The 13901-nt window shown below is 45.8% G+C and carries 13 protein-coding genes; 4 read left to right on the top strand and 9 right to left on the bottom strand.

Features of this window, described 5'->3' with window-relative positions:
• Positions 1-22: 22 nt before the first annotated feature.
• From R3D00_09245 to R3D00_09235, 3 genes are read left to right on the top strand one after another with little or no spacing between them, the layout of a single operon-like run.
• Complete coding sequence (locus R3D00_09245; protein MEZ4773356.1) at positions 23-979, top strand: HlyD family efflux transporter periplasmic adaptor subunit; 957 nt, start codon at positions 23-25, stop codon at positions 977-979.
• Positions 980-989: 10 nt separating this feature from the next.
• Positions 990-2126: an FtsX-like permease family protein gene (locus R3D00_09240; protein MEZ4773355.1), complete on the top strand. Its 1137-nt coding sequence runs from the start codon at positions 990-992 to the stop codon at positions 2124-2126.
• Between the two features lie 17 nt (positions 2127-2143).
• Complete coding sequence (locus R3D00_09235) at positions 2144-3490, top strand: TolC family protein (protein MEZ4773354.1); 1347 nt, start codon at positions 2144-2146, stop codon at positions 3488-3490.
• A 10-nt stretch (positions 3491-3500) separates the two neighbouring features.
• Here the strand turns inward: R3D00_09235 and R3D00_09230 are convergent, their stop codons facing one another.
• From R3D00_09230 to R3D00_09215, 4 genes are all read right to left on the bottom strand, one after another.
• Complete coding sequence (locus tag R3D00_09230) at positions 3501-4370, bottom strand: hypothetical protein (GenBank protein MEZ4773353.1); 870 nt, start codon at positions 4368-4370, stop codon at positions 3501-3503.
• A 77-nt stretch (positions 4371-4447) separates the two neighbouring features.
• Positions 4448-5065: an NAD(P)-binding domain-containing protein gene (locus R3D00_09225; GenBank protein ID MEZ4773352.1), complete on the bottom strand. Its 618-nt coding sequence runs from the start codon at positions 5063-5065 to the stop codon at positions 4448-4450.
• Positions 5062-5835, bottom strand: a complete 774-nt coding sequence (locus tag R3D00_09220; GenBank protein ID MEZ4773351.1) for a DUF481 domain-containing protein — start codon at positions 5833-5835, stop codon at positions 5062-5064. The genes R3D00_09225 and R3D00_09220 overlap by 4 nt, the downstream gene beginning before the upstream one ends.
• A gap of 1 nt (position 5836) precedes the next feature.
• Entirely contained in the window at positions 5837-7348 is a 1512-nt protein-coding gene (locus R3D00_09215) for an alpha/beta fold hydrolase (GenBank protein MEZ4773350.1), read from the bottom strand.
• 122 nt (positions 7349-7470) lie between these two features.
• Between R3D00_09215 and R3D00_09210 the strand changes: the two genes are divergently transcribed.
• A complete protein-coding gene (locus R3D00_09210) occupies positions 7471-7845 on the top strand; it encodes a helix-turn-helix domain-containing protein (GenBank protein MEZ4773349.1) in 375 nt (124 codons plus the stop codon).
• A gap of 6 nt (positions 7846-7851) precedes the next feature.
• Here R3D00_09210 and R3D00_09205 read toward each other — a convergent pair whose 3' ends face one another.
• The 5 genes from R3D00_09205 to R3D00_09185 form a co-directional block, all read right to left on the bottom strand.
• Positions 7852-9342, bottom strand: a complete 1491-nt coding sequence (locus tag R3D00_09205) for a PQQ-dependent sugar dehydrogenase (GenBank protein ID MEZ4773348.1) — start codon at positions 9340-9342, stop codon at positions 7852-7854.
• Positions 9339-10433: a plastocyanin/azurin family copper-binding protein gene (locus R3D00_09200; GenBank protein MEZ4773347.1), complete on the bottom strand. Its 1095-nt coding sequence runs from the start codon at positions 10431-10433 to the stop codon at positions 9339-9341. Before R3D00_09200 ends, R3D00_09205 begins: the two co-directional genes overlap by 4 nt.
• Positions 10434-10453: 20 nt before the next feature.
• Complete coding sequence (locus tag R3D00_09195; GenBank protein ID MEZ4773346.1) at positions 10454-11614, bottom strand: mannonate dehydratase; 1161 nt, start codon at positions 11612-11614, stop codon at positions 10454-10456.
• Positions 11615-11933: 319 nt separating this feature from the next.
• A complete protein-coding gene (locus R3D00_09190; protein ID MEZ4773345.1) occupies positions 11934-12284 on the bottom strand; it encodes a hypothetical protein in 351 nt (116 codons plus the stop codon).
• Positions 12285-12314: 30 nt separating this feature from the next.
• Positions 12315-13901: a tail fiber domain-containing protein gene (locus R3D00_09185; protein ID MEZ4773344.1), complete on the bottom strand. Its 1587-nt coding sequence runs from the start codon at positions 13899-13901 to the stop codon at positions 12315-12317.

The following is a 13901-nucleotide window of genomic DNA, read 5'->3' as shown; positions in this document are numbered from 1 at the left end:
CAGAATCAAACTTATATACACAATGAAATCATTCGCCTATTCATTCATTGTCCTACTTCTGCTGTCTGGCTGCGGTGCTGATAAGCAGGAGGAAGAAAAAACAACAGGTGCAGTACAGGTTCAGGACGGCACAATCGTGATACCGCCTGCCCCCGAGCAGATTGTCGCCATCGGAAAAGCAGAGCCCCAAAACGGAATTGTCAGTCTATCGGCTACTTCCGGAGGCGTCATCAGTGAGATTTTTAAAGATGACGGAGACATGGTGAAAGAAGGAGAGCCTTTGCTCAGACTCGACGACGATATAGAGCAATTGAAAATCACCCAGTTTAAAACTCAGATAAAAACCCAGCAAACGCAGATCGAACTCGATAAAGCCTCTGTCAATGAAACGGAAATACAGCTGGCAGATAAAAAGAGGCATTTACTTTCCGCCCAAAATCTCGTCCAGAAAGGTGCGGAAACCACTCAGTTTGCTGACGACCTAAAAACGGAAGTTGAAACCCTCGAAGCAAATCTCAAAAAGGGAAAACTCGCCATTCAGCTTTCCCAAAACAAGCTAAGCGAGTTATACGAGCAGCTCAAGATCTACGAGCTGGAAGCCCGAAAAAAGATCCTCCGTTCTCCCTACAACGGGGTAATTCTGGATATGCTGGTAAAAACCGGTGCGGCACTCAATCAATATGAAAATTATGCGGATATCGCACCTGAGGGAAATAAAATCATTCGGGCAGAGGTAGATGAACTCTTCTCAGACAAAGTGAAAACAGGTCAACCAGTTGACATACGTATTGTGGGAAGTGCGCAGACCATTGCCACCGGAAAAATCACTTTTCTTTCGCCTTATCTTAAGAAAAAATCGCTTTTCTCCGAAAGAGCCAACGACCAGGAAGACCGTCGGGTGCGGGAGATACATATTACGCTTGATGGAAACGCAGAACTGATTCTGAATGCAAAAGTAGAATGCGTAATAAAACTTTAACAACCGAAATATGATACGCATCGCATTTAAGTTTATGAAATTTGACAGGGCCAAAAGCATAGGCATCATCACAGGCATTGTCATTAGTATATTTTTGATCGGGCAGCAGCTGGGTATTCTCGGCTTTCTGACCAACCTGATGGGTGGACTGATTGACAATTCCCGGCAGGAGATTGGGCAGATCTGGGTTGTGGACAATATTACCCAAAATGCCAACGAACTCGCCATGCTCGACGAACGACTGGTCAGGGAAATCCGTAGCATTGAAGGTGTCGAAACCACCTACCCGGTCATTGCAGCAGGCGCATCGGTAAAGTTTTCCAACGGAAAAACTGCTCCCATCCTTCTGATTGGCAGCGAGTCCCCCGTATTTGTAGCAGGCCCCAGACCCGACCGGATCAACGAAGGCAATCTCATGTCGCTGAACGAAGAGGGTGCTGTCACGGCAGAATTTTACGATGAATCCATTTTCAACAATCCCGTAGATATTGGCACCCGTGTGGAAATCAACGGAAAAAGTGCCTTTATCAAAGTACAAACCAAAAATGCCCGGGGGTTTGCCGGATCGTTTTTTTACACCACCATTTCCAAAGCCCGGTATTTTGCCAATTATCCCGATTCAAAAATCAACGCCATCGCGGTGAGTGTCAAGCCCGGATATGAAATTGCAACGGTGGTCAGCAATATCAACAATGCCATTTATGGAGTAAAGGCCTGGGATTCGCAGGAATTGAAAAATACAACCATTCGCTTTATTACGATTTCTTCCAATATCGGTACCAGCGTCGGTTCCCTCGTTGTGTTTGCCATCATCAGCGGTTTTTTTATCATCGGCCTCACACTATACTCATCTGCACTTGACAGAATCAAGGACTATGGCACGCTCAAAGCCATAGGAGCAACAGACGGCTATGTGAGGAAGCTGATTCTGACCCAGTCGTTGTTGTTTGCACTGGTAGGTTTTCTGCTGGCCTGGCTCCTGCTGGAAGGTTTCCGAAAGGGAGTTTCCGGCGCCGGACTGGTCATCACCTTCTCTGCCGCAGAACTTGCCGGCCTGTTTTTGATTACTCTTTTTATATCCGTGGGCGGTTCTCTGTTTGCTATTCGGAAAATCAATGGCGTAGAACCCGCATCCGTATTCAGATAAAAACAAAAACCAGAATAATGAAAAAGTTATTATTCATTTTACCGATTCTTTTTTCGGTAAATTCATTTGCCCAAACGCTCAGTCTGACAGATTGTATAGATGCAGCCCTCAATAATAAAGCAGATATACAGGCAATCAGGACAGAAAATACGATTGCCGGTTTGCAAAGCCAGGAGCTGCTCGCAAAGTATCTGCCGCAAGTTTCTCTTTCTTACGAATACAGGTATAACCCCATTATTCCCAGTCAGATTATTCCAGTCGGAGAATTTGCCCCGATCCCCACTGACGAAACCCGTGCGATAAAATTTGGTACCGCCTGGCAGCAAAATGCAGGGATATCTGTATATCAGCCCATCATTGATGCCTCTGTGAAAAGCCGAATCGAAGAAAGCAGAATCAATGAACGAATCAAAAATGCGGACCTTCAAATCGCTTCGGAGGAACTGATCTATGAGGTGATGAAAACATTCTCGGCTGTATATCTCCGCAGTATTCAGCAGCAGAATGCGGTAATCGATACGGCCAGGACTTTCAGGTCGTGGGAACTTATCAAAGCGCGATTTGAAGAAGGGAAAGTGCTGAAAACAGAACTAAATAAAGCACTGTTAAATCATCATAACACCCTGGCCCAACTTCGGCAGGCAGAATCTGAAAAGGTAAAAGAACAGATATACCTTAGTTTTCTCACAGGCCTGCCGCTCACTACGGTTTTTGAATCTGCTTTTGATTTTGGTCCTTTTGAAACACCGGGTCTGTTTGACCTGTCTCCGGAATTGGAGATGGATTCTATTCCTTCGATCAGACAATTGCACTACCAGGGAGGATTGGCTCGGTTACAGATGAAAAACGAAAAGAAAAAATATATACCAACCGTAGGTTTGCAGGGATTTCTGGGCGCCAATCAATTTTCCGATAGCTTCTCCCCTTTTCAGAGCAATAGCTGGTATGGGAATAGTTATGTTGGCCTTTCGGTGAAAATTCCCATTCTCATCAGCGAAAATACCCCCAACCGTATCTCTCAGTTTGCCACTCAGTCTGAAGGAATCAGGTATCGGATAGAGGAGCAGAAAAACCAACTGAACCAGAATATCCTTCAGTTATCTCAGGACATCATGTATCTGAATACGCAAATTGAAATGTCGGGAGAAAATATCGGCCTGATGGAAGAAAATATTCAGATCCTGCAAGATCGGTTTCAGGAAGGCCAGATCAATGCCTATGATCTGAACAGCCAGGAGCTTGACCTTCAAAAAGAAACCGGCAACCTCAACCAGCAAAAAGCAGAATTATTGCAGAAAAAACTGGAAAAAGCAAAATCCTCGGGGCAGTTGAATCTGCTGACAAATAAGATAAAAGGGGAATAAAGCCTGCCTTTTATTTTATTAAACCCTGGTAATATCCGGTCCAGTGGGACCTCTCATTGCAGGAAAAATCAAATGAAATTGTGTAAGTCTCCCCGGATTTGCTAATGTTCATATTTCCAGACTGAAAGTCTTCGAGAAACACGCTGAATAAAGCATTATCGCTGATAAATATTTCCTTTACAGGTTTTTCACCTGCGGATGGTTGCCCGATCCGATAATCACCCGCCAAAACTTTCAAAGAAGAATCGGAAGGAACTGTAATCTCCAATTTGTAGGGAATACCGAACTTTACAGTCTGAGTAGAAGAATCTGCGGAGAGATATAGCATTTCCCCGATGGCACCAAAATTCAGGTTAATCTTCGTGTTGGCGGAGCTATAACAATATGCATTTCCCTGCCCCTGGTCGCACCGCAGCGGATCAAAACCTGAAACAGTGCTAACGGGGCAGCTTTTTCCATTTACTTTTTTACCATAACCAACTGTTCCTTTTCCGGAATAAGTCTCCGTTGAGGAAAAATAAATAGAGTCGGCACATGGATAATGGATAAGCGTATATTGCCTTCCAAAAGTAGAGCCTGGAAAAATATCCAGAAAACTAAAGGTAAATGTATTTTCCGATTCCGATTTAAACGCCAGTGTATAGGTATTTGTCGGGTCCTTAAAAGCAATGGAGGTATCATTTACCTTACTGATTTCTATGGCATAAGGGTCGCTGCAAATAAATCCCTGAGGAAAATCAACCATTTTATCATACAGAAGATAATCCCCTACTACTGACATATCAAAAGCAGGTTCCTCTACAGGAGCAACAGGGGGTACATCCTTACATCCTGCAAGGAAAATCAGAAAAATGAACAGGGCTGAGAGGGTGATTTTCATGTGGCTCCTTTTTTTAAGAATTCGATGGGTTGACATAAATTATTACAGACGGCTGCAATATTACCCTAAAATTTCCCTCACCTCTTCACCAGCTTAAATGCCAGCCCTCTGCCATGGCCCTGCATAATGGCGAGATTGATCCAGCTCAGCGCCAGTTTTTCGAGCAGCTCTACTTTATCATCACCGCCAAAATCATAACAGGTTTCAAAACCAATATCTTTCGCCAGTTTTTCTGCGACTCGTTTTGCATTCGTATTGCTACCGGCGGCAAACATATCTATCCCGACGCCATTATACACCGGGTTTAGCATATTCTCAAAACCCGTTGAGTTGAAACACTTTACGATATTGTCGGTTTTGGCGAGCTCTCTGATCGCATGGAAAGCGGTGGGATAAGGTTCGGGTTTGGTACGGATAGCGTTTGTGGTATCAATGATTACTTTTCCCGAGATATCTCCCAGTTGGGGAATAAGTGCCAGTACTGCTTCGGGAGGCGTAGTAATCACGATTACTTCTGCATCAATGACTGATTCCGCAATCGTCTTAATACTCGCGTCGGAGATAAGCGTCATCGCTTTTTGCGTTTTAGGTGATTCAGGATTTCTCACACCAAAAACAACTGCATGCCCGGCCTTCAGCCATCCTTTACCCAAAGCTGTACCTACATTGCCCGAACCGATGATTGTGATATTCATTTTCGTTTAAAATTATATGCTAAACCAAAGGATAAAATTTTATCTTCCTGTTTTATGTTCTGAGCGACTACATGCTCATGAGTCAATGTATACAAAATACTCATTGAAACGCCCTTCCAAACGGGAAAATCCATTCCTGCATCCGCCTGTGTGCGGTAGTTGTCTGCATTGTCAAAAGACGGTTGCCAATAGGCATCATAGAAGAGGCGAATCTGCCTTTCAAAAAGATAATGCTGACCGGCAAGGTATAACGTACCCCGCCAAAGATTTATATTACTATTACCGTTGTATTCATCATAATTGTAGGTGTCTGCATTAAACTTTGTGGCTTCATACACGGCACTTGCAGAAAACTTCAATACATGATTTTTTGTATTGACCGCCTGCCAGGTAGCACCTGCGCCGGCAAAATAGCGGTTATTGATTTTTCTGCGAAAATTTGAGGAGACATAAGCAATGGCAAAAGGATATATTCTGCCCCGGGGATTGTAGTACAGAAAGTTACGGCTGAAAATATCGTTGTCTGCCTTCTGAGAAAAAAATGCCTGATAGAGGCTGTTATTCTGCGATTTAAGCACCCACTTTTTGTAAGGTGCAAACGTCAGGTCGAGTTTACTCCTTAAGGCAAAATACACTACATTTCCCTGTTGATAATTGCCGGAAAGGCTTGCCCGCAATTGAAAGCGGAGAGTATCACTTTCATTGAGCTGGGCAAAAATTTTACCCAGACTCAACAAAAGCATAATGATCATAATGATTGTTTTTTTCATCCTATTTAATGCTGGTCAAAATGTTTAAAAATTCTCCCGGCATGACAACAAAAGGCAGATGTGAAGTAGGCAATTCATATACTTTTTTAATGGTTCCGTTGTCCTTGATCATTTGCTGCTGAAGGGTATAAGGCACCACTTCATCTTTAGTGGTCGAAATATAGTATTTGGGGACACTGGCAAATGCTTTTGACAAAGTGGCTTTGTCATTTAAGGCTTTTACTGGTTCTGCGCGGTGGTATTTGACCAGCACATCTTTCATATAGTCAGGACAATCGGCGCAGATGTGGTCATGAACCACTTCCTTTTTGATGGTTGCCAGCGAATAGTCGGCATTAAACTCCAGCGCAGGGCCGGTTTTGCTGGTATTGTCTTTTTTGGCAAGCGTAGTAATATCCTCTCCATTTTTAGGCAGATAAGCAGCTACATATATAAGCTTGTCAATTTTTTCGGGCATATTTTCAGCTACCTGAGAAATGATCTGTCCGGCCATGGAATGTCCGACCAGAATTACTTTTCCCGACTGTTGGTTGATCGCGTCGGATACGGTTTTTACGTAGTCGTTTAAGCCAATACCGGCCCCATAAGTATTATCTGCACCGTGGGCAGGAAGGTTCACCACCACGACATTGGCATTTTTAGCCAGATCGTTGCGCACAAAACCCCAGGCACTTTCATCACTCCACGCGCCATGAACGAGGACATAGGTAGGATAGCGTTTTTTGTCTTTCTCCAATTCTTCGATAATCAGCTTGGCAGCTTCTGAGCCGGAGTTTTGCTGCTGCCCGGTGATCAGGTTTCCATCTGCAACTGCATAAGACTCAAACATAGGAGCGACTGAAAACTGGCTATTGGGCATTTTACGCGCCAGGTCTTCAATACGAAAGGGCTGAATTTGAAGGCCGACGTATGCATCTGCATAATTTTCTTCGCTATTGGCGAAACCTGTCCATTTTTTTCCCTCCACCAGATATTTACCATTGGGGAGTTTGGCTTTCAGAAGAATACAGGTTCCGTGACAAATAGCCCCGGTAGGTTTACCGGTCTGATAAAAATCAACGAAAAACTTATGAAGCTCGGCATTGTCAATAAACGTGTACATGGGGCCTTGCCCGCCGCATACCATTATGGCCTTGTAATCATCGGGATTTACCTCCGACAATTTGAGCGTATTTTTCAGCAAAGCAGCTTTTGCAGAATCTTTCAAAAATCCCAGCGAGAGGTAATCCCAGGCCGCGTATTGACTGGCATCTTCCGGATCGCTAAACGCATCGATCTTGACTTCGCCGCCATGAGGACTGGCGATTTCTACGGTATAACCGGCAAGAGAAAACTCCCAGTAAGGATGAATGACTTCTGCTGCCCATACGCCTATCGGCCATCCGGTCTGTTCGCTGACCGCGGGGTTGGAGGCGATTAATAAAACCTTGCCGTTGTTGCCGGCATTATGTTGTGCATAAGATGTGATACTTATGAGTAGAAGAAGAATGGTTGTTAAAAATTTTCTGGTCATGATATAATTTATTTATTTGGTATAGCAAATTTCAACAGGAATACTGCCTGCAACAATATACTTACCAATTTGAGCGATACACACTTTTAAGAAAGTATCCTCATAATCAATACATTAAGACCATGCCCGAATTTTTATACAATAACAAACTATACTACAACCCGGTAGAATTTGCCATGGACAGGATTGGCGGGACGTGGAAAATGCCTATTCTATGGCGATTAAAGGACAGAGTGATGCGGTATGGAGAATTAAAAAAAGATATTCCCCATATCACGCATAAAATGCTTACCACTCAGCTTAGGCAATTGGAGGAGGAAGGATTTATCAACCGGGAAGTATTTCCTGTTGTTCCCCCCAAAGTTGAATATTCTATTACAGACCGAGGCCAAAAAGCCATAAAAGTCGTTGAAGTGATCAGAAACTATGGTCTTGACCTGATGGCGGAGTTTGGCATAGAGCAGAAGAAAATAACCAAACACAAAAATCTGCCCTAGAAGAAGTTATTCCTTCAAATGATTGACCGTATAACAAATCAGCGTATTGGTCAATGTATCTCCGGTTGCCGAAAGGATATTCTTCAGGGTGAGTTCATATATATATCCGGCCTTTACCTCCGGTAAGGTCAGGTTCACCTCCGTTCTCTCGGAAGAAAGGGTGGCCTGCCCGACGCTGACCTCCTGCACATCGTACTGGTCAGAACCGTATTTCAGATGGTAATCGTAGTAATATCGCTTCATTTTGTAATTAGTCGGGTCTTCAGCAACCGAGTCGTTCAAAGCCTGGGTGAAGGTCAGCGAAAACCCCTTCGTCGTTAGGTTCATACTGTAAATATCCATTGGCTGTTTTCCAGTAAATACAATCCGCTGAATGCCTTTGTCTCCCGCAAAATGATAGGCGGCATGCCCCACCCACAGGCTTCCGTCGGGCGCAAATGCGAGTCGGTTATTGCCTTTCAGCAAATTTCTCTCATCGATAAACGGCAGACATGCGCCTTGTAACGCTCCCCCTACTTCCTCCAGCATCACGCGCATTATGCGCGCCTGGTTCATCTCTCCGATAAACATCTGTCCTCCGAATGGACCAAACTTACCGCCGGTGTCATCGACTACGGGTTGTGTCGGGGAGGAACTCATAATGCCGTGGGGAAACAATACGCTGGCTCTGGTTCGCATACTGTCCAGTTCTGCAACAGGGAGTTTGGAAGGATCACCACGGCTCCAGCCTTCTGTCCAGAGCAAACTGGCCGGATGCCCGTAAAATTTCCCTTCTTCCACATGGTACAGGGTGCTGGTTCCCACCCAATCGCCCTGATTATCTGTAACAAACAGCTTACCTGATGGGTCAATTACCAGTCCGCTGGGAGAGCGAAATCCGTAGGCATAGGGAATCAGTTTGCCTTCAGGGGTATATTTCATTACCCATCCGCGGTAAGGTACAGCGGAAAATTTCTGTTTGGGATTGCCGGGGACAAGGGTGGTATCGAGTTTTCCCCTTACTTCCTTCATCACATGCCCGTATTCGGAAGCGGTGTTGAGAGAAATAAACAAATTGCCTTCTGCGTCCTTAACCGGGCCGTAATTCCACTCGTGGTAGTTGCCGGTCATGCCAAAATCATCAGTTACTGTCTCAAACAGGTCGGCGCGACCGTCGCCGTCGGTATCTTTCAGTCTGGTAAGTTCGGGGCGTTGTATCACGAGCATTTCCGACTCACTGAAGAGATATAATCCAAGCGGCTCATGAAGACCAGAGGCAAATAGCTGCCATTTTTCGGTTTTCGGATCGTAAATCATGACCTCTCCGCGCAGAAAACAGGTTACCAGGCGGCCATCAGGCAGAAAGGCCAGTGCCCCGGTTTCCCCTTCAAGACCTTCCGGCAGAACGATATTTTCGACGATATAGGATTCGGCGGGTAAATGATTTTCTGCCGTCTTTGTGCAACTGGCCAGCAGAAAAGGTAAGAAAATCGCCAAAGCGTAACCGATACTTTTCATGGTTTTTGCCCCTCAGCTTTGGTCATGGTAATAACAATTTTTTTTGCATCTGTGGGTGACAGGAGTAGTTTTTCGCCATTCCATTTCCCGACTGAAGATTCGTAGGCAACACCGTCTTCCAAACCATGGACAAACCACACGGACTGCTGCGCAGAGGGAATCCGGAATATTCTCACCAAACCCGATCCGTCGGTTTTCGGCTGAATCAGTTCGTACACATCCATTCCGTCTAATAAATAATGAAATTCCGGATACTGGCGAATCAACTGGTATCCTTTAAATTCCACAACGGGAATATGATCTGGCGTTCCTGTTCGCAAAGGAAAAGTGGTTTTGTCGCGGTAAAAAATCGTCCCGAGGATTCGGGCGCTGAGTTCGCCTTTGATGTTCCAGTAATCATTCATGTCCAGAAAACCACCACTCCAGGCATAACGCAGGCGGCAAGTACCGGCATCCCAGCAATAGGACAATTCCTGCGGAAGGCTGACCGCAATCGCTGCCGGACCGGCATCAGGCATCAACACCCGATAGAAAAAAGGTGGTGAGGGCTGATATGGATGACCGGAGGGAGCCATATGATCATGGCGGGCGGGCTCAGGCGTATCTTTGCGGCGGGCAAGCGGGATATTAGGATCATCAGCAGCAGAGGGAAGATTGCCGTAGGTTACATACATCGCACCGTACATCGCAAACCCATGGCCGGGAAAGGTACATACATACGGATAAATACCCGTTTTCCCCGGCACTTTCATGATGACGGAGTCTGTTTTTCCCGGTTCCAGCAATGGAATAAATGCCAATACTTCAGACGAATTCGGAACATAGTTTTGCGACGGCCCCTGATTGCCCATGGCAATGGCAGCTTCCACAACTTCTATGCGTTTTTCGGGGCGGGTAAACACCAGGTTGTGGTTCATTTCGTCGCGGTTGGTGAGGACAATTTTTACTATCGCTCCGGGTTTGACCGCAAACCGCACCTGGTCGTATTGAAGACCGGCAATGGCATTAAGGGAAATCCGGACCGTATCGGCAGGCTGGGCGGTCAGGCGGAGCGTAAAAAACATCAACAGAAGAAAGCAGTATCTTCTCATGGGATTAATTTTAGCAGCGATTATCCTTTTACCTCGGCATTGGCGGCGTCAATCAGACTTTGGATATAGCCGAAAGCCTGTGCAAATGCCTGGTAACCGCGTGGATCATCAGGATGCGTAGGCACATGGTCAGGGCAAATGGACCATTCATAATCTGCATCGCGAAGAATTCGAACCACTTCAATAAAATCAGCTTCGCCTTCATCGATATATACTTCCTGAAAATCGTGGAGGCCGCCGCGGATATTTCGCATGTGGATCTGGTAGATTTTTTTCTTTTTGGCAAAATACTTCACGATAGGAAGCAGTTCAGTTTTAGGGTTTTCCAACCCCTCCATAATTGTACCCAGACAAAGCTGAAATCCATTGTAGGGGCTGTCCACGATGGATTCGTACTTTTTGAGCGAATCAAAAACGGAAGCAGGCGCTGCGTCCCAGTTATCAACACCCTGATAACCACGGGGAAGACCCGGAGGGTCGTAGGGGTGAATCGCCAGCCTGACATCATATTCCTCACAGACGGGAATAAGCGTCTTGAGGAAATATGTAATCCTTTCCCAATAATCGTCATAGCTTACGATACCATGAGATCCAACCGGAAGGTCTTTCCAGTTATCTTCGAGTTTGAAGGAATGGTAGCTGGAGCCTCCGCGCCCCGGTGTATGGCCGTTTCGCCGGATGGGAATCAGTGTCCAGTGCATGGTGATTACCTTTACTCCGACTTTAGAAGCCTTTTGGATGTTGGCGGCGATTTCTTCGAGTTTTTTGTCACGCTCCGGGCCGGGTTTGAGGTAAATGTACGCAGAGTCCATGCGTATGGCTTCCCAGACTGTTCCGTATTTGTCGCAGTCATCTTTCCAGCGTTTCATTTCGTCGGCGTTCCAAACACCACTCATGATATTGGTAAAATGTCTGACACCGCAGCGGGCATGGTATTCAAAATTGCGGGAGTTGGTCCAGAACCGCTGGCGTTCGTTCCAGTCATGGTCGTCGTCAGACATGACGACGTGGTAGTCCCCCCCGACATGGTGGCGGGTATTTTTGCGGGGTTGGGGAGGCGTTTCCGCAGCATTTGCGGAGTCTGAGGAAAGGAGTCCTGCGCCGAGCAGACTTCCTGTAAGGGTGCGGGTAAATTGCCGCCGGCTGAGGGAGAGGGAAGGCTTTTTTTCTTCTGGTTTCATGAGTCAGTAGTATATAGCTGATCCAATTTAAGGGAAATTTGGATAAAAGTGTATAAATGACCGCAAAGCTGGATTCGGCTTTATCTCACTTTTTTTACCACTTAAAGCCGGATTGAAGGCTGGATTTGGCTTTATCTCACTTTTTTTACCACTTAAAGCCGGATTGAAGGTTGGATTTGGCTTTATCTCACTTTTTTTACCACTTAAAGCCGGATTGAAGGCTGGATTTGGCTTTATCTTATTGAAAAGGTACAAGTGAAGACGATCAACGAACTGACACTGGAAGACTTATTTACTGAATAAGATTGTGCCTCAATCCTCAGCGCCAGACGGGTCTGAGGATCGTGTGTTTTTCGCCGGCAATTCCCTGGCTCCATTCTCCTTTTTCGTTTCTCAGATATTCCTGGCCAAAATTCTCCGTAACCAATTCTCCCGAAACCTGAATTTCCCTTCCGATTTGCTCCTCATCCCAATGGTCGATCCCTTCAAGGTAATATACTTCCTGATTGGCTGAAATAACCACAGCACCGGCTTTGCTGTTTTGTGCGGTGCCCGTTACTGAAAAGGAGTTTTGCTCTTTCATAAAGCTGCGGAAAGGGATAAAATGAAGGATAAAATATATTGTATTTTCCCAAAATACAAATCCGGGTTCAGCTCTGACAATCAGCACTGAACCCGGATTTTCCAATTCACTTTATCTCTATTTCAGCAATTCCTCCACGAGTGCTTTCAGTTCCATCAATTCTTCAACCTGGGCCTTCAGTTCGTCGATCTGTGATTGCTGGGAATCAATGATCTCCTGTTGTTCCTGAATAGCCTTAATGGCAAGTACACTAAAGTTACTATAAGCCAGCGCCAGTTTATCCGACCCGGGTGAATGACTCACCAGTTCAGGGAAAACTTCGCCTACTTCCTGTGCAATAAATCCTTTTGCCTTAAATCCTTCTTTATGATGGTTGTAATAGTATTCCACCGGACGCAACTGCCTTACTCCGGACAGCACATCTTCCATAGGGCTTATTTCGGACTTGTACCTGAAATCTGAAGTCTGGGTATAAGCACCGGTCGCATTGTCAATGTAGCCGACCTGAGTCCCATTATAGGCAAACCGCAATAAGCTCGCTCCAGACCACACCTGCCACAAATTGGTAGTAGTTCCTTCCTCCAGCCGAATACCTGCACCTGAGGGCGAAGTTCCGTCAGAACTTTGTTTGATATGGACATCTGCTAATGGGTTTGAGTTTTCACCTATTTTTACCCGCTCGGGGATCCTCATCTCTCCGGTTCGGGTCAGCACCAATGATGTGTCGCCCAAAGTGGTACATCCCGAAACCACTGAAAGTGTATTTTCTGCACCATTATGGTGAAACTCAAAGCCGCAGGTGCCATTAAAGGCGATGTCTTCCGTAAATACCAGGCGACCGGACTCTATCTCATTAAAATTTCCGGAATGCCCGAAGGCTGCGCGGAAAAGGCCGGTATCTCCAACGGTGAACAGGTTTAAAGGATTAGTAGTACCAACACCTACAAACCCACCGGTATTGCTGTTATAGATATTATTCCCGTTTGCGGTCCAGCCACCACCGCCGCTAGCCGTAGGCAGGAGCACAAAGTTTCCGTTTGTAATGGAGAGGGTGTCTCCATTTAATATCAAGTCCTGCAATTCATTCGTAGAATCCGCATCCGCATCATTCACATCATCCACATTATCGGCAAAACCTGCAGGAATACCTGGCAGCGTAGTCCAATCCTGCAATTCATTGGTGGGGTCTGAGTCGGCATCGTCCACATCATCCACATTATCTGCAAATCCGGCAGGAATACCAGGCAGTGTGCTCCAATCCTGCAACTCATTGGTAGGGTCTGCATCAGCATCATCTGCATTACTTACCGTGGAGGCATGTAAGGCATAGGGCACGGAAAGGAGCTGGCTCACGCCTACAGACTGGAAAGAAGAACCTCCTGTCGGGTCAAGTTCTACCTCCATGAAGAAGGCTGCTGACTCCCAGGTAATAGCGCTAAAATCACCAGAAACAACGGTTCCGGCACCGACACTTACGTTAAAAAGCCCCAGGGGATTGGTGTCGGGAGTGTGCGTTTCCTGATATACAACTGTGCCAGCTGCAGAAGTCTCCCGAATACTGATCCGAAGGCTAATAGTTGTGGAAATATACGGATTCCCCAAATTATCGCGGGCGATACCCTGATAGTTTAGCAGGGCAGGTGATTGTGCAAATGAAAAGACAATACAGAGCAAAAAGAATAAGGAGGTAATTACCTTTTTCAT

The sequence above is a fragment of the Bacteroidia bacterium genome (assembly GCA_041391665.1).
Classification (GTDB): Bacteria; Bacteroidota; Bacteroidia; order J057; family J057; genus JAGQVA01.
Note: the sequence above shows the minus strand (reverse complement) of the source record. Positions and strands in the feature narration are given on the sequence as shown.

What these genes read in the sequence shown, in the direction of transcription:
- R3D00_09200 (MEZ4773347.1), bottom strand. Translation starts at nt 10,433, where the DNA reads ATGAGAAGATACTGCTTTCTTCTGTTGATGTTTTTTACGCTCCGCCTG.
- R3D00_09210 (MEZ4773349.1), top strand. Translation starts at nt 7,471, where the DNA reads ATGCCCGAATTTTTATACAATAACAAACTATACTACAACCCGGTAGAA.
- R3D00_09185 (MEZ4773344.1), bottom strand. Translation starts at nt 13,901, where the DNA reads ATGAAAAAGGTAATTACCTCCTTATTCTTTTTGCTCTGTATTGTCTTT.
- R3D00_09230 (MEZ4773353.1), bottom strand. Translation starts at nt 4,370, where the DNA reads ATGAAAATCACCCTCTCAGCCCTGTTCATTTTTCTGATTTTCCTTGCA.
- R3D00_09240 (MEZ4773355.1), top strand. Translation starts at nt 990, where the DNA reads ATGATACGCATCGCATTTAAGTTTATGAAATTTGACAGGGCCAAAAGC.
- R3D00_09235 (MEZ4773354.1), top strand. Translation starts at nt 2,144, where the DNA reads ATGAAAAAGTTATTATTCATTTTACCGATTCTTTTTTCGGTAAATTCA.
- R3D00_09195 (MEZ4773346.1), bottom strand. Translation starts at nt 11,614, where the DNA reads ATGAAACCAGAAGAAAAAAAGCCTTCCCTCTCCCTCAGCCGGCGGCAA.
- R3D00_09220 (MEZ4773351.1), bottom strand. Translation starts at nt 5,835, where the DNA reads ATGAAAAAAACAATCATTATGATCATTATGCTTTTGTTGAGTCTGGGT.
- R3D00_09215 (MEZ4773350.1), bottom strand. Translation starts at nt 7,348, where the DNA reads ATGACCAGAAAATTTTTAACAACCATTCTTCTTCTACTCATAAGTATC.
- R3D00_09245 (MEZ4773356.1), top strand. Translation starts at nt 23, where the DNA reads ATGAAATCATTCGCCTATTCATTCATTGTCCTACTTCTGCTGTCTGGC.
- R3D00_09225 (MEZ4773352.1), bottom strand. Translation starts at nt 5,065, where the DNA reads ATGAATATCACAATCATCGGTTCGGGCAATGTAGGTACAGCTTTGGGT.
- R3D00_09205 (MEZ4773348.1), bottom strand. Translation starts at nt 9,342, where the DNA reads ATGAAAAGTATCGGTTACGCTTTGGCGATTTTCTTACCTTTTCTGCTG.